Raw genomic sequence first — 15,414 nt, 5'->3', positions numbered from 1 at the left:
TACGCGGGAGGATCTCCTCGTGGAACTGACTCTCCTCGGCACCGGGGCCCCGGACGGCCTGCCCCGCCCCGACTGCCCCTGCGCCTCGTGCGCCACCGCCCGCGGCCCGCTCGCCCGGGCGGCGACCGCGCTGCTCGTGGACGGCGCCCTGCTGCTCGATCTGACGCCGGGGGCCGCGCTGGCCGCCGCCCGCGCCGGACACTCGCTCACCGGCGTACGGCAGGTGCTGCTGACGCACCCGCACGACGGGCCGCCGGTGGAACTGCCCCCCGGGCTTCCGGCGGCGGGCCGGGTGCCGGACGGGCGGGAGCTGACGCTGATCAGCGGGCACCGGGTGCGCGCCGTCCCGATGGACTCGCCCGGCACGGGGTACGAGGTGACCGCGCCGGACGGCGAGCTGCTGCTGTACCTGCCGCCGGGCGGCGGACCGGCCGGCGGGACGACGGACGGCCGTACGTACGACATGGTCGTCGCCGACGTCACGGGCCGCCCGGACGCGCTGGCCCGGCTGCGGGCGGCGGGAGCCGTCGGCGCGGCCACGGACGTCATCGCCGTACACCTCGATCACGACGTGCCACCGGGTGCCGAGCTGGAGCGCCGGCTCGCGGCGGCGGGCGCGCGGGCCGTGCCGGACGGGACGACCGTGATCGTCGGCGAGTACCACGCGGTGCCCGACGTCCCCCGGCGGACGCTGGTGCTGGGCGGGGCGCGGTCGGGCAAGTCGCTGGAGGCGGAGCGGCGCCTGGAGACGTTCCCGGAGGTGGTGTACGTCGCCACCGGCGGCACCCGGGAGGGCGACGGGGAGTGGGCGGAGCGGGTGGGCCTGCACCGGGAGCGCCGGCCGGGCGCCTGGCGCACGGAGGAGACGTGCGAGCTGGCTCCGCTGCTGGCGGCGGACGGGCCGCCGCTGCTGATCGACTGCCTGGCGCTGTGGCTGACCGACGCGATGGACAGGGTCGGGGCGTGGGACGACGCGAAGTGGGCGGCGGACGGGCAGACGGCACTGACGGAGCGCGTGGCGGAGCTGGTGGAGGCGGTGCGCGGGACGCGGCGCACGGTGGTCGCGGTGAGCAACGAGGTCGGCTCGGGCGTCGTGCCGGCCACGGCGAGCGGCCGCCGCTTCCGGGACGAACTGGGCCGCCTGAACGCGGCGTTCGCCGGGGAGTGCGAGCAGGTGCTGCTGGTGGTGGCCGGGCAGGCGGTGGTGCTGCGCGGCTGAGCGGGGCGCGAGCCCATTGCCCCTGACGGTGCGTCAGCAGGCGGCCCGGTACTGTTCGGCGAATGAGCTCGCTTAACCTCGACGACTTCTCCGACCTGATCGAACGCCCCGACGGCGGCGTCCGGCGCGACGCCGAAGAGCGCCGGGAGCGGCTGATCGTGCCGCCCGGCGCGCTCGGCCGGCTCGACGAGCTGGGCGAGTGGCTGTCGGCCGCCCAGGCGTCCGTACGGGTCAGGCCCATCGAGCGGCCCCGCGTGGTCCTCTTCGCCGGTGACCACGGGGTGGCGGAGCTGGGGGTCTCCGCCCGGCCCGCCGGCGGCGCCCACCGGCTCGTGCGCGCGGTGCTGGACGGCGGGAGCCCCGCCGCCGTGCTCGCCCGCCGTACGGGCGCGACCGTACGGATCGTCGACGCCGGACTGGACTGCGATCCGGCGCTGCTGCCGGAGGAGGTCGTACGCCACCGTGTCCGGCGCGGTTCCGGGCGCATCGACGTCGAGGACGCGCTCACCCTGGAAGAGGCGGAGCAGGCCGTACGCCTCGGCATGGCGATCGCGGACGAGGAAGCCGACTCCGGCACCGATCTCGTCGTGCTCGGCGATCTGAGCGTCGGCGGCACCACCGCCGCCGCCACCCTGATCGCCGCCCTGTGCGGCACGGACGCCTCGGTGGTCACCGGCCGCGGCGGCGAGCACATCGACGACCTGGCGTGGATGCGCAAGTGCGCCGCCATCCGCGACGCGCTGCGCCGGGCCCGGCCCGTCCTCGGTGACCAGCTGGAGCTGCTGGCGACCGTCGGCGGCGCCGACCTCGCCGCGACGACCGGTTTCCTCCTCCAGTGCGCTGTGCGGCGTACGCCGGTGATCCTCGACGGCGTGGTGTCCGCCGCCTGCGCCCTGGTGGGCCAGCGCGCGGCTTTCCGGGCGCCGGACTGGTGGCTCGCGGGTCAGGTGAGCGGCGAGCCGGGCCAGGCCAAGGCGCTGGACCGGATGGCGCTCAACCCTCTGCTCGACCAGGGCGTCACTGTGGGGGAAGGAACCGGGGCACTGCTCGCGCTTCCCCTCGTACAGGCTGCCGCCGCACTCGCGGCGGAGCTGCCCGAGCGGCCGTCGGACCAGGGCGCCGCGGCGGCGGAGAACGAGGAAGCGGAAACGGCCGGAGTCACGGCCGCCGAGAGCGAAAGCGATACGGACTGACCGCGTGTGCGGCCGGCGACCACCGGCCGCACACGCGCACGACCCGTACAGCGATGCCTCATATCATCGCGTTTCATGGGAGAAGTCCGCTTGGCCACCGAAGGAACGACCCGAACGAGCCGGACGAGTCAGACGGGCCCGGCGAATCCGGCGAACGGGCGCGGCACCCCCCGCTCGCGCCGCGCCGCGGCCTTCGCGGTCTGGTACCTGCGGATCGTCACGTTCATCAACTTCCTGAGCGCCGTCTGGGTTTCACTCGGCCAGGATCTGCGACGCCACAACACCGACGACTACTTCACGCCCTACCTGCTGACGGCGGGCTTCGCCTCCGGTGCCTTCACGCTCTTCCTCGCCATCACCATGCGCCGCCGCAAGCGCGCCGCCTGGATTCTCAACTTCGTACTCGGCGGGCTGTTCCTGCTGCTCTTCGCTCTCGCGATGGTCTTCCCCGAAGTACGCCAGTACTGGCAGAACTGGGTCTCCCTGATCCTGACCGCGGCTTTCGTCGCGGCCCTGCTGATCGGCCGGCGCGAGTTCTACGCCAAGGGCGACCGCTCGAATCCCGCCCTGGCCGCCGTGGTGGCCCTCGGCGGTCTGCTGGTGACCTCCCTGATCGCCGCGCTCCTCGTCACGGTCAGCAACACCGCGCCCGACGACGACCGGTCCTCGTTCCTGGACCGCTGGCACTACGGCGTGATGCGGCTGGTGTCGCTGGCCCCCGACGACGTCCGCCTCCAGGGCATCACCACACCGGGCTGGGTCAACGTCACCATCAACGTCATGAGCACGCTGCTGCTCCTGGCCGTCCTATACGCCGCCTTCCGCTCCCGCAGGACCGTCGACCCGATCACCGAGGAGGACGAGGCGAAACTCCGCGCCCTGCTCGACAGGTTCGGCGAGCGCGACTCCCTCGGCTACTTCGCGCTGCGCCGCGAGAAGAGCGCCGTCTGGTCCCCCACCGGCAAGGCGGCCGTCACCTACCGGGTCGTCGGCGGCGTGTCGCTCGCCTCCGGCGACCCGATCGGCGACCCCGAGGCATGGCCGGGCGCGATCGAGCCGTGGCTGGCCGAGGCACGTGAGCACGGCTGGATCCCCGCCGTGATGGGCGCGAGCGAGGAGGGCGGCACCGTCTACGCCCGGCACGGCCTGGACGCGCTGGAGCTGGGCGACGAGGCGATCGTCGAGATCGCCGAGTTCACACTGGAGGGGCGCGCGATGCGCACCGTGCGCCAGGCGTACAACCGGGTGAAGCGGGCCGGCTACACCGTCCGCGTCCGCCGCCACCAAGAGATCCCCGACGACGAGATGGCCGAATTGCTGCGCAGGGCCGACGACTGGCGCGACGGGGAGACCGAGCGCGGCTTCTCGATGGCCCTCGGACGCCTGGGCGACCCGGCGGACGGGCAGTGCGTCATGCTCGAATGCACCGACGCGGAAGGGGAGCTCAGGGCCGTACTGAGCTTCGTGCCGTGGGGGCCGCACGGGCTCTCCCTCGATCTGATGCGTCGTGACCGGGACTCCGAGAACGGCCTGATGGAGTTCATGGTCATCGAGCTGCTCCAGTCGGCCGGGGAGATCGGGATCACACAGGTCTCGCTGAACTTCGCCATGTTCAGGTCCGTCTTCGAACGCGGCTCGAAGCTCGGCGCGGGGCCGGTTCTGAGGATGTGGCGGTCACTGCTCAGCTTCTTCTCGCGCTGGTGGCAGATCGAGTCGCTGTATCGCGCGAACGCCAAGTACCGGCCGATCTGGGAGCCCCGTTTCATGCTCTTCGAGAAGAGTTCCGACCTGCTGCGCATCGGCCTCGCGTCGGCCCGCGCGGAGGGCTTCCTCGAAGCGCCCGGCCTGCCCCGGTGGATGCACCGCAAGCACCTGGAGACGAGACGGTGACGACGCTCGCCGCCCCTCCGCCGGTGCGCGCGTTCACGCGCCGCGAGTGGGGTCCGATGTACGCCGGCGTACGGAGCGCGCTCGTCACCCGCCGGTGGCGGGCCGTCCCGCTGACGCTCGCGGCGGTCGGCCTCACGGCGCTCTTCCAGGCCCTACAGCACCAGACCTGGGGCTACGGCCCGGTCCACGACATCGGTTTCGTACGCGCCGAGGACCCGCTGTGGCTCGCGTTGCTGCGCACCCCGCTGTCGCTGTTCGTGCCCGCGCTCGACCTGCCGGTCTGGGGCGCGCTCGCACAGGTGTTGCTGGTCTTCGGCATCGCGGAGATCTGCCTGGGGCGGCCGCGCACGCTGGTCGTCGCGTACGTCGCGACGCTCGCCGGGACGCTGTACGCGCGCGCCGGTATCGCGCTGGGCCCCGGCAGCCCGCTCGGCCTGCCCGCCTCCGACGCGCACGTCGTCGACACCGGGCCGTCGGCGGCCGTCGTCGGCCTGGCCGTCTGTCTGTGCCTGCGGTTCGGGGCGTACTGGACGGGCGGTGCGGTGATCGTGGCGATGGTGGTGGAGGTGTGCGTCAAGAGCAATCTCGCGGGCAAGGAGCATCTGGCGGCGATCGCCGCGGTGCTGGTCCTGTGCGCGCTCGCTCACTTCTTGCCGGACACCGGCGCCCGCTCGGGGGTCGGAGTCCCGCCGATCCAGTCCTGAACCTTCCGGCTGGGCCCCGACCAGCGGCGGTCGTGGTGCCACAGGCGCAGCGCCGCTCTGGCGCGGGCCCTGGGGCGCCGGCGGTAGAGGCGCCTGGCCCACGGCGAACCGGGCTTGGCCAGCCGGATCGCGCCGACGAGCGCGACGACGGGCACGACGGTGCCGAAGAGCGCGGTGAGCACCTTGCCCTTGCTCAGCGCGATCAGCGCGAGCATGAAATTGAAGAGCACGTTCAGGATCAGCGCGGCGCGGCTCTGCCGCTCGTCCGGTGTCAGCTGGTTCACCCCGAACGGCACGGAACCGATGAGGACCAGTCCCACCACGGCGGCGGTCACGACGACGACCTCCACGCTCTGCCGGCCCTGTTCGCTCCAGTACACGTCGTCGAGATGGAGGACGAGCGCGAACTCGTCGAGGACCAGCCCCGCGCCCATCCCGAAGATCACCGCGCAGATCGCCGAGCTGACGCCGTGCGCGCCGGTGGCCACCGCCCCGAAGCCGCCGATCGTCATCAGGATCACGCCGGGGACCACGTGGTGGATGTGCAGACCGCCGGGTGAGACGTTCCGGAAGGGGCCGCGGCCCGCCCGGATCAGCCGGGTGATGGTGCGGGTGATCGCGAAGGTGAGGACGAAGGAGAGCAGGGCCAGCAGCAGCGGAAGTTTTCCCGGCTCGAGGATGTTGCGATACCACCAGTGACCCATGCCACTCGGTTCCCCTCTGGGCGGTTTTGTGCGTTATGCGCAACCTACCGGCCGCCCCCGGCGACTAGCGTGCGCGCCGTGACCTCTCTCCTCAGCGACGGCATACGTTTCGCCTTCGGCACCCTCACCGTGCTGCCCGTACGCGTGACCCGGTGGGACCGCGGGGCGGCGCGCGCCGGAATGCTGTGCGCTCCCCTCGCCGGGCTCGTCGTGGGCCTGTGCGCGGCGGCCGCCGGCGCCGTACTCCTCCTGCTCGGCGCGGGGCCGCTGCTCGCCGCCGTGGCGAGCGCCGCCGTGCCCGCCGTCCTCACCCGGGGCCTGCACCTCGACGGCCTCGCCGACACGGCCGACGGGCTGGGCAGCGCCAAACCGGCCGAAGAGGCGCTGCGCATCATGAAGCAGTCGGACATCGGCCCCTTCGGCGTCATCACGCTGCTGTTGGTGCTCCTCGCCCAGGTCGCCGCCCTCGGTGAGCTGTACGCCGCCGGGTGGGCGCACGGCGCGGCCGGCGCCGTCGTCTCTGCCGTCGCCGCCCGTCTCGCCCTGACTCTCGCTTCCCGTACGGGCGTTCCCGCGGCCCGTCCGGACGGGCTCGGCGCGGTGGTGGCGGGGACGGTGCCGACAGCGCGGGGGGCAGCCGTGGCGGCCGTCGTGGCCGCCGCCGGAGCGGGCGCCGGGGGTGCGCTGTGGGGCCCGTACGGCGCGCTCCAGTACGCCGCCGCCGTGCTGGGCGCACTCGCCGCCGGGCACGTGCTGCTGCGCCACTGCGTGCGGCGCTTCGGCGGGGTCACCGGGGACGTCTTCGGCGGGGTGGCGGAGACGGCCGCGACGGCGGCACTGGTGGTGCTGGTGCTCGGCTGACGGGTCGCGGGGGGACGGATCGCGGGCGGACGCCGACAGGCAGCGCTACGCGCAGGGTTGGCGCCACACCCCCAGGTCGTACTTCTTGCGCATCGAGCTGAGCCCCAGCTCGCGCGCCTGCGGACAGAAGCGGCTCGTCGGCAGCTCGTACTCCACGTGGAAGACCGCCTTGCCGGCCCGTACGAACGGGGTGAGCTTCGGGCATTCGTCGTACTGGGCGCACTGCTCGTTGACCGCGAAGTCGAAGTCGCCCACCAGTTCCGGGATCTGGTCGAGGTCGTTCTTGAGGCCGACGGCCAGGCCCCGGTCGTGGGCCAGGCGGGCGATCAGGCGGTTGTAGGCGAGCTGGTGGGCCGCGGTGAGGGGGAAGCCGGTCCGGTTGCGGTAGCCGTCCATGTTGTCGGGCTCGACGGCGTCGAAGCCCTTCTCGCGGCACAGGTCCATGCGGCGGGCCATCAGGGGCTCCAGCACGTCGGTACGGCGGATGTCGAGCCAGCGCTCGCCCTTCCAGCCGTTGCCCCGGCCCAGTACGGACGCGGGGAACTCGCCGGCGTCCGGCCTGAAGTCCTCCCACGCGCCGGTGGAGAGGTAGCAGATGACCTTCCGGCCCCGGCGGTGCAGGTCAGCGACGGCCGAGGCGGGGTGATCGAAGCCGTCGATGTCGTACACCGGCACGTCGACGGCCGGGTCCAGTGCGCCACTGAGCTGCCACTGCCAGGCGAGACCGGGCTCCGGCTGCCAGCGGGCGGCTGCCGGTCCGCGGTCGTCGGGGGCGGGCGGGCCGCCGCCCGTGCAGCCCGCGAGGAGCAGCAGCGGGAGCAGCACGAGGAGGAACACGCGTCGGCGCCTCACCGGACCGCCTCCAGGGCGTGCGGCAGGGTCCCCCAGGGGTGCGGTGTCCCGCCCGGTACGGCACAGCCGACGCCGGCGGTGAAGGCGGCGCCGGGCGGTGCGGCGTACACCAGGTGGCAGAACCGGCCGGGCGGGTGCGCCGCCGTCCACGGCGGGGGCCCGGGGGCGCACTGGTACGTGTCCCAGGTGCCCTCGAACGTGACCAGCAGATCGGCGAGTTCGAGGTAGCCGGGGTCGGGGTGGACGCCGTGGTTGAGCACGAGGGCCGCCGCGCCGGCCACGCGGGCGCCGGCGGCGAGCCGCCGGTAGTGGGCGAGCGCGTCCGCCCCCGACGTCACCCGGTCCAGGAACGCGCCGTCCGCGCCGTACCAGTCGCGGTGGCGCAGCAGGTCCCGGACCACGGCGGCGTGCGGGCGGCGCGCGTAGTCGGTGTCGGCGTACCCGAGGACGCGAACGCCCGCCCCGCGCAGGCGCGTCGACACGGCGGCGAAGGCGGGATCGGGCGCGGCGCCCGGGCCGCTGTCGGGGTTGAGCACGACGCCGTACAGGCGGGGGGCCGCCCGGACGACGGCGTCCCAGGCGTCCGGGCGCCCGGCGGGGTGCTCGTAGAAGGGCACGAGCAGGTTCTTCACGTGGGCATCCTCAGGGGCGGTGGGCCGTCGCACGGCCGAGCAGTACGCAGACGAGGACCGCCAGTACGGCCGACGCGACGCCGGGGACGGCGAGCGCGACGGTGCCGGTGACGGCCGGGCCGGTGAACAGGGCCGCCGTCTGGAGGAGCGCGGCCACCGCGCAGACGGTCGCCGCGACGGCCACCGCGCCGAACGCCTGGAGCAGCAGCCCCGTCCACAGCATGACGCCTATGAACAGCAGACCGGCCGCGCGGGTCGTGTCGGGCACGGGCGCGCCGATCCACAGTACGGTCGTCGCGGCGAGGAGTGCGAGCAGTACGACGAGGTAGCCGCCGAGGCACCGGGCGAGGGTGAGCGTGGCGGCCCGCCGGAACGCGGAGTGGGCGGTACTCGCCCGCAGCCCCGCGTCACACCCGCGCCGGAACCGGTACAGGAGCCACTCCGCGGGCCCCATGCTGAGCGTGAGCGCGACGGCTCCCGGGGCGGCCACAACGCCGGTGGTGCCCGGGCCGAGCAGGTTCTGGAGGACGGCGTACAGCACGAGCACACCGGTCGCCAGGCCGAAGATCCCGTACGGCAGCGACCGCCACAGCGAAGGGCCGCAGGCGGCCCGGGGGTTGGAGGCCGCCCGCGCGCTCCCGCGCCGGACCTTCCCGGCCCGCAGCACCTCGCGGCCGGCCAGGGCGAGGACGGCCGCCCCCGACACCGCCAGCAGCGCCGCCCGCACCACCACCGGGACGTCGAGCGCCAGGGTCAGCAGGGCGCCGAGGGCCATCGGGGTGAGGGCGTACAGCAGCAGGCGGTCGCGGGCCAGGACGAGCAGTGCCGTCGCCGCGCCCTGGTACACCGCCTGCGCCGTGGCGAAGGCGAGCGCCGCGCCCTCCCCCGGCCCGGTCACCGCGAGCGCCGCCGCCGTGCCGAGCAGCGCGCCCGCCGGAGCCCCGATGAGCAGGGCGCGGGCCGCCGACGCGCGGTCACCGAGGCCCAGCCAGGCGTACGCGCGGTGCGCCAGCGCCTGGTTCCACGCCCAGCCGGCGAGCGCGCCCACCAGGAGCACGTCCGTCCCGGCGGGCAGTCCGCGCCCCTCCCCCGCCGCGTCGGCCAGGAACGGCGCCCCCAGGACGTACGCGAGCCCCGGGAGCGCGAACACCAGCCCGCGCAGCAGACATCCGGCCAGGCCGGCGCGCCACGGGACCGCGGCCGGCGGCGGGGGCTCCGGCCGGGGCGGCGGGCCGGTCCGGGGCACCCGGGCGAACAGGTCCTCGGCCAGGGCGAAGGAGTCCTCGCGGCCGTATGTGAGCCGGATGTGGTCGTCCGTCATGCCGTCGGATTCGAGGATCGCGGCGATCTCGTCGGGGTGCACGGCGGCCGGCACCGACTCCCCCAGCCGGTCGGCCAGTTCGCGCAGGGGATCCGCCGCCCAGTGCGGCCGCTGCTGCGGCATGCGGGCCGGTCTGTCCCGCCGGGCGCCCGCGCCCGTGCCCGCGTCGATGCGCGGTGAGCCGCTCATCACGCCGCCCCGTGCGTCGTCAGGTCGTTCCACCAGGGGTCCCTGAGCTCGGTCGTCCAGTGGGCGGGAAGAAGCGGAGCGGCGGGCGCGACGGTCTCCGGTACGCCGCGGTCGTCCAGTTCGCGGTAGATCTCGCGGAATCCCTCGACCGAGCGCCGCAGCGTGAACAGGTCGATCACCCGCTGCCTCGCGAGCCGCCCGAGTTCGGTCCGCCGGGCCTCGTCGCCCATCAGGTCGAGCACCGCCCGCGCCATGGCGTCCGGTTCGCGCGGCGGCACCACGAGCCCCGTGTCGCCGACGGCCTCCCGTACGCCTCCGACGTCCGTCGACACCGTCGTCCGCCCGCACGACATCGCTTCGAGGATGCTGAAGGGAAAGCCTTCGCTGATGCTGGAGAGCATCACGACGTGCCCGGCCCCGTAGGCGCGGGCCACGTCGGATATGCGCCCCTCGAAGGTGATGCCGTCGCTCACGCCCAGCTCGGCCGCCAGCTTCTCCAGTTTCGTGCGGTACTCCTCGCCGCCCTCCGGCACCCCGCCGAAGAGCCTCAGCCTCAGCTCCGGCAGCCGGGCGCGGGCGAGCGCGTAGGCCCGTACGAGCGTTTCCAGGTCCTTGATCGGGTCGATGCGGCCGGCCCAGGTCAGGGTGGGGACGTCCGGTTCGGGGCCCGCGTGCGGGAAGAGGTGCGGGTCGACGCCGTTGTAGACGGTGCGGATGCGCTCGGCGGGCGCGCCGCCCCGCTCCTCCCAGCGGCGGTTGTACTGGTTGCAGGGAGTGATCAGGTCGGCCTCGCGGTAGCCGAGCGAATTCAGCTCCCGGTAGAAGCCGAGCAGCAGCGCCTTGACCGGCCAGCGCTGGGTCGCGGTGCGCTGGCCGAGGTAGCGCTCGCGCAGGTAGATGCCGTGCTCGGTGAGGAGGAAGGGCGCGCCGTCGAAGTGCTTGGCGGTCAGCGCGGGCAGCGTCGCGAGTCCGCTGCTGACGGCGTGCGCGACGCTGTCGGCCGGGATCCGGGTGGCCAGCGGCCTCAGCAGGTGCTCCAGCAGGTCGCCGGCGGTGAGCGCGTCGTGGAGCGTCGGTTCGGCGCGGGCGGTCGCCAGGTGCCGCATCGTCCAGACGCGGGTCAGTGTCCGCAGGGCGGCGTCCGAGCGCAGGGCGGGGGTCAGCCGGCCCTGGCGGGCGAGTGCGGCGAGGAGGTACAGCTCGTGGCCGAAGTCGCAGCCGGCCTCCGGGTCGAGGACGGCGAGCAGGAAGCGTTCGTACGCGCCGAGGAAGCGGCGGCGGTCGCGGCCGACGAGGGGGCGCGGGCCGCGTCGTGCGCCGCGCGCCCCGGCCGGGCCTCCCCACAGCGGGACCGTCGTGTGCCGGTAGACGTTGTCGGGGAGCTCCCAGGTGACGGGCTCGCGGCCGCTGCCGGTGAGCGAGACGATGTGGAAGTCGACGTCCGGCATCCCCCGGACGAGCTGGTCGCACCAGGTGCTGACGCCTCCCTGGACGTGCGGATAGGTGCCTTCGGTGAGCATGCTGACGTGATGCCCGCGGCTCATGTGCGTGTCCCCCAGGGCGAGTGCGGAGTGCGGTGCCGGTGCTGGTGGTCGGGCAGCACCGGGCGGTCGGGCAGGGCGGCGGGCGGGCCGGGGACGGGTCCCCGGCCCGCCCGGGCCGGACAGTCGGACAGTCGGACAGTTGGGCAGTTGGGCAGTTGGGCCGTCAGGCCGGAAGCCGGAGCGTGACCGCCTGCTGGAGCGATTCGGGCGCGGTCCAGGCCGAGCGCTGTCCCGCGTACGCCGCGCCGAACACGCCCGTACCGAACAGCAGTTGCTTGCGCGCCCCCTCCGGGGCGGTGACGGGCGCGACGACCCCCGACGGCGCCTTGACGGTGACGGTCGTTCCGATGCGGTACGCCGTGACCCTGCCGTCGGCGAGCGCCTTGTCCCACGCGGCGCGCCGGGACAGCTCGGTACCGACGTCCCGGTGGCGCGGGTTGACGACCGGGGTGTTGTCCGCGAAGAGGGAGCGGTAGTCGCCCAGAACCTTGTCCAGGACGGGGTAGAGGATCCGCTCCTCGGCCAGGTTGGACTGGTGGACGTAGTGCGGGCGCGGGTCGTTGGCGATGACGTGGCCGAGCGCGGTACGTGCCTCCTGCGGCGCGATGTACTCCGCGTAGCCCGTGGCGGGGTCGAGCGGTTCGCCGAGGCAGGTCGAGCCGGGGTTGGCCTCGCAGACGCCGCTGCCGCCGTCGGCCCTGCTGCTGTAGATCCAGTTGTACTCGTCGGTCATCTCGGCGGCGGTGCCGACGTTGTAGTACACGTTCATCGGGTGGCGGGGCACGGTGAGGGCGCCGCCGACGGCCCGCTGGCCCGGCTCGCGCGAGTTGTCGCTCGCCACCCACTTCACGCCGCTGTCGGCGAGGGCGCCCGCCAGGTTCGGGTTGTCCGCCGGCTGCTGCGGGAGGGTCTTGAGGCCCGAGTGCTCACCGGTGACCAGCTCCGTCCGGTCGACGGCGATGCCCCTGGCCGCCGCCCAGCTGTGGTTGTTCCTGATCTGGGCGGCGATCTCTGCGCGGCTCATCCACAGCGTGCTGCCCGCCGCGTTCTTCGCGCACTGCCAGGGGACGGTCGAGGTGTCCTGCACGCAGCCGAGGAAGGGGTGCGTGTACGTGTGGTTCACCCAGCGGTACTTCGCCCGGTCGGCCAGCAGCTGCGCGGTGAGCGGGTCACTGCCGCCACTAGCCGGATTCTCCGCCTTCCACGCCTCGCCGGAGCCGCCGTTGAAGACCATGTCGAGGGTGAAACCGGCGCTCTGCTGCCACTCGGCGGCGTACCGCGCGTCGGCGGCGCTCATCCGGATCGGCGTGGTGCCGCCGCCCTCGCCGTCGCCGCAGTCGAAGTCGCCGGGGGTGCAGTTGAGTGCGGTGTCCCAGCGGCTGTCGGGGGCGAAGACGTCGTCGACGTGGACGGAGAAGTAGTTGCGGCTCTGGCCGAGGTGGACACCCTGGGTGAGCCATTCGACGATGCCGCGCGCGAGCAGCCGGAACTGCCGCTGGTGCTGGTTGTGGGCGAAGGTGACGACCAGTTCGCGGCGCCCGTCGTGGGCGTACTCGCCGACCAGGCTGGCCCGGCCGCCGCCGTCCCCGCCGACCGGGATGTCCAGGTAGCTGGTGTAGCCCTCGCGGGGCCGGCCCGCGTATCCGTAGCTCTCGCCGACGGACGGCGAGTTGTCCTCGAACTCGACGGCGCCGTCCAGGTACCCGAACGGGCCCGCCCTGCCCGCCGGGGTCACCGCCGCTTCGACGCCGTCGAGCGGTCCGGCGTACCCGCCGTCGGTGGTGTAGTCGAGCCCGACACCCGGATGTGCCCAGCTGTACGCGTCGACCTGCCGGACGCCGAAGGTCCGCTCGTACGCGGCCAGGGCGTCCGCCTCGGCCGAGCCGGCGCCGAACGGGTCCGCGTTCGGCAGGACGACGCCCTGGTACTTGGCGCGGGGCCGTCCGTCCACCGTGTCGGCGAGGAAGGCCGCGTCGATCACCGGCCGGCCCTCCTGTCCGAGCCGTACGAGGGTGTACGGGACGCCGGTGCCGCGCAGCTCGGACTCGACCGCTTCCACGGCGTCGCCGCCGTCGTCGACGACCAGCACCCGGAGGTCGATGCGGGGCACGGTGGCCGCCCCGGCGCCCGTCGGCGGGGCCGCCACCACGAGCAGACCGGCGGCCACCAATGCCGCTCCGGTCCGGCCCATACGCATCCTGTACGCCATGGCGCACCCTCCCCCTCAGCCCATCGCCTGCGGAGATTGCGCGGACGATATGTGGAAATGTCGCAAAGCAAGGCTGTTGTCACTTGCTGGATTTCCACGAGTGTGACGGAGCCCTCACATCGCGCACGGAAAACGCCGAAAGGACACCTCTGATGAGTGAACTGCTCGCTGCTGTGATCGAACGGCGCAACCGCGCGTAGGCTCGTGCCCGGCGCCAACCGGCCGGGCGGCCGGGCCACCAGGTACGGACGCGCCGGGCACGGCCGGCCCCACCCCATCGGCCGAAGAACTCAACGGAAGCGAGATTTCACCACCGTGACTGCTCTCACTCTCAGCACTTCCGGCGCGGCGGCGCTGCGCGCCGACGCCATCGTCGTCGGCGTGGCGAAGGGCGCTGGGTCCAAGTCCGGGAACCTGGTCGTCGCACCGGGCGCCGAGGCCGTGGACAAGGCGTTCGACGGAAAGCTCGCCACCGTCCTGGAGACCCTCGGCGCCACGGGCGGCGAGGGCGAGGTGACCAAGCTGCCCGCACCGTCGGGCCTCAAGTCCCCCGTCGTCCTCGCGGTCGGCCTGGGCACCGCCGCGGACAAGGACGACACGTACAGCGCCGAGGCACTGCGCCGCGCGGCCGGCGCCGCCGCCCGGGCGCTGAGCGGCTCCAAGAAGGCCGGCTTCGCCCTGCCCGTCGAGGCCGTCGAGGACGCCGCCGCGATCGCCGAGGGCGCGCTGCTCGGCGCGTACTCCTTCACCGCGTACCAGGGCGGCGAGAAGGACGGGAAGGCCGCGAAGTCCGGGGACAACGGCCCGAAGCAGCCGCTCGCCGAGGTCACCGTGCTCGGTGGCAAGCCGCGCGACAAGGCGTTCAAGGCCGCCGCCGAGCGGGCGCTCGCGCTGACCGAGGAGATCAACCGCGCTCGCGACCTGGTCAACACCCCGCCGAACGACCTGTACCCGAGTCCTTCGCCGCGGTGGCCGCCGCGGCCGGCAAGGAGCACGGTCTCAAGGTGCAGGTGCTCGACGAGAAGTCGCTGGCCAAGGGCGGTTACGGCGGCATCCTGGGCGTCGGCCAGGGCGCGGAGCACGGCCCGCGGCTGGTGAAGCTCGCCTACACGCACCCCAAGGCGGAGAAGACCCTTGCCTTCGTCGGCAAGGGCATCACGTACGACTCGGGCGGCATCTCGCTCAAGCCGGCCGGCCACAACGAGACGATGAAGTGCGACATGGCCGGCGCCGCCGCCGTGTTCGCCGCCGTCATCACGGCCGCCCGCCTCGGCCTGAAGGTCAATGTCACCGGCTGGCTGGCGCTCGCCGAGAACATGCCGTCCGGCAGCGCCGTGCGCCCCGGCGACGTGCTGCGCATGTACAGCGGCAAGACCGTCGAGGTGCTCAACACCGACGCCGAGGGCCGTCTCGTCCTGGGCGACGCGCTGACCCGCGCGTCCGAGGAGCGGCCGGACGCGATCGTCGACGTGGCGACGCTGACCGGCGCGATGGTGCTGGCGCTCGGCAGCCGCACGTTCGCCGTCATGGGCAACGACGAGTCGTTCCGTACCGCGATCCACGAGATCGCGGAGGAGGCCGGCGAGCAGTCCTGGCCGATGCCGATGCCGGCCGAGCTGCGCAAGGGCATGGAGTCCGCCACCGCCGACATCGCCAACATGGGTGAGCGGATGGGCGGCGGCCTGGTCGCCGGTCTGTTCCTCCAGGAGTTCGTCGGCGACGACATCGTCTGGGCCCACCTGGACATCGCGGGTCCCGCCTTCAACGACGGCGGCCCGTTCGGTTACACCCCCAAGGGCGGCACCGGCTCCGCGATCCGCACCCTGGTGTCGCTCGCCGAGCGCACCGCCGCGGGCGACCTCGGCTGACCGGCGCGATTTCGCCGTAGGTACGGTGCGTACGGTCCCGGGCACGCGTCCGGGGCCGTACGCACGCGTGGAAGGCGCGTCGGAACGCGGGCCGGAATGCCCGCGCCCGATTCCGCCTTCAACGAAATCCGTACATCCGTACGCCCCAGTAACCCGAGGCGGCAGCTCCTGCGGCCGTCTCGGACACCGGCCCCGCGTCCCGCCGTCCGTCAACAAGTGCGAAGATGG

The 15,414-nt window shown here is 73.7% G+C and carries 11 protein-coding genes and 1 pseudogene; 6 read left to right on the top strand and 6 right to left on the bottom strand.

The window, feature by feature from the left end:
• The first annotated feature begins 19 nt into the window (after positions 1-19).
• From AS594_RS24815 to AS594_RS45460, 4 genes are all read left to right on the top strand, one after another.
• Complete coding sequence (locus AS594_RS24815; protein ID WP_069929080.1) at positions 20-1,219, top strand: bifunctional adenosylcobinamide kinase/adenosylcobinamide-phosphate guanylyltransferase; 1,200 nt, start codon at positions 20-22, stop codon at positions 1,217-1,219.
• Positions 1,220-1,281: 62 nt separating this feature from the next.
• Positions 1,282-2,412, top strand: a complete 1,131-nt coding sequence (gene cobT / locus AS594_RS24810) for a nicotinate-nucleotide--dimethylbenzimidazole phosphoribosyltransferase (RefSeq protein WP_069929079.1) — start codon at positions 1,282-1,284, stop codon at positions 2,410-2,412.
• A 75-nt stretch (positions 2,413-2,487) separates the two neighbouring features.
• Complete coding sequence (locus AS594_RS24805; protein WP_069932210.1) at positions 2,488-4,302, top strand: phosphatidylglycerol lysyltransferase domain-containing protein; 1,815 nt, start codon at positions 2,488-2,490, stop codon at positions 4,300-4,302.
• A 56-nt stretch (positions 4,303-4,358) separates the two neighbouring features.
• A complete protein-coding gene (locus AS594_RS45460; protein ID WP_069930765.1) occupies positions 4,359-5,006 on the top strand; it encodes a hypothetical protein in 648 nt (215 codons plus the stop codon).
• On the opposite strand, the gene AS594_RS24795 is transcribed toward AS594_RS45460, so the two are convergent.
• Entirely contained in the window at positions 4,946-5,710 is a 765-nt protein-coding gene (locus AS594_RS24795) for a hypothetical protein (protein ID WP_069929077.1), read from the bottom strand. The genes AS594_RS45460 and AS594_RS24795 overlap by 61 nt on opposite strands.
• 78 nt (positions 5,711-5,788) lie before the next feature.
• On the opposite strand from AS594_RS24795, the gene AS594_RS24790 reads away from it, so the two are divergent.
• Positions 5,789-6,571, top strand: coding sequence for an adenosylcobinamide-GDP ribazoletransferase (locus AS594_RS24790; protein ID WP_069930764.1), 783 nt, complete (start codon positions 5,789-5,791; stop codon positions 6,569-6,571).
• A 45-nt stretch (positions 6,572-6,616) separates the two neighbouring features.
• On the opposite strand, the gene AS594_RS24785 is transcribed toward AS594_RS24790, so the two are convergent.
• From AS594_RS24785 to AS594_RS24765, 5 genes are all read right to left on the bottom strand, one after another.
• Positions 6,617-7,423 (bottom strand): endo alpha-1,4 polygalactosaminidase, encoded by an 807-nt coding sequence (locus AS594_RS24785; protein WP_069929076.1) that lies wholly within the window; start codon positions 7,421-7,423, stop codon positions 6,617-6,619.
• Complete coding sequence (locus AS594_RS24780) at positions 7,420-8,055, bottom strand: spherulation-specific family 4 protein (protein WP_069929075.1); 636 nt, start codon at positions 8,053-8,055, stop codon at positions 7,420-7,422. Before AS594_RS24780 ends, AS594_RS24785 begins: the two co-directional genes overlap by 4 nt.
• A 10-nt stretch (positions 8,056-8,065) precedes the next feature.
• Entirely contained in the window at positions 8,066-9,598 is a 1,533-nt protein-coding gene (locus tag AS594_RS24775) for a hypothetical protein (RefSeq protein WP_420877835.1), read from the bottom strand.
• Positions 9,565-11,109: a GT4 family glycosyltransferase PelF gene (gene pelF, locus AS594_RS24770; RefSeq protein WP_069932211.1), complete on the bottom strand. Its 1,545-nt coding sequence runs from the start codon at positions 11,107-11,109 to the stop codon at positions 9,565-9,567. The genes AS594_RS24775 and pelF overlap by 34 nt, the downstream gene beginning before the upstream one ends.
• 163 nt (positions 11,110-11,272) lie before the next feature.
• The gene (locus AS594_RS24765; protein ID WP_069935380.1) at positions 11,273-13,318 is read right to left on the bottom strand and encodes a hypothetical protein; all 2,046 of its coding nucleotides are present in this window, start codon (positions 13,316-13,318) and stop codon (positions 11,273-11,275) included.
• A 315-nt stretch (positions 13,319-13,633) separates the two neighbouring features.
• On the opposite strand from AS594_RS24765, the pseudogene AS594_RS24760 reads away from it, so the two are divergent.
• Positions 13,634-15,186 (top strand): annotated as a pseudogene (locus tag AS594_RS24760) (leucyl aminopeptidase).
• The last annotated feature ends 228 nt before the right edge of the window (positions 15,187-15,414 follow it).

It is taken from the genome of Streptomyces agglomeratus, from assembly GCF_001746415.1.
GTDB classification, from domain to species: Bacteria; Actinomycetota; Actinomycetes; order Streptomycetales; family Streptomycetaceae; genus Streptomyces; species Streptomyces agglomeratus.
This window is presented reverse-complemented; position numbering and strand designations above follow the sequence as displayed.

Coding starts and splice junctions, on each gene's coding strand:
- cobT (WP_069929079.1), top strand. CDS start 1,282: ATGAGCTCGCTTAACCTCGACGACTTCTCCGACCTGATCGAACGCCCC.
- AS594_RS24795 (WP_069929077.1), bottom strand. CDS start 5,710: ATGGGTCACTGGTGGTATCGCAACATCCTCGAGCCGGGAAAACTTCCG.
- AS594_RS24805 (WP_069932210.1), top strand. CDS start 2,488: ATGGGAGAAGTCCGCTTGGCCACCGAAGGAACGACCCGAACGAGCCGG.
- AS594_RS45460 (WP_069930765.1), top strand. CDS start 4,359: ATGTACGCCGGCGTACGGAGCGCGCTCGTCACCCGCCGGTGGCGGGCC.
- pelF (WP_069932211.1), bottom strand. CDS start 11,109: ATGAGCCGCGGGCATCACGTCAGCATGCTCACCGAAGGCACCTATCCG.
- AS594_RS24765 (WP_069935380.1), bottom strand. CDS start 13,318: ATGGCGTACAGGATGCGTATGGGCCGGACCGGAGCGGCATTGGTGGCC.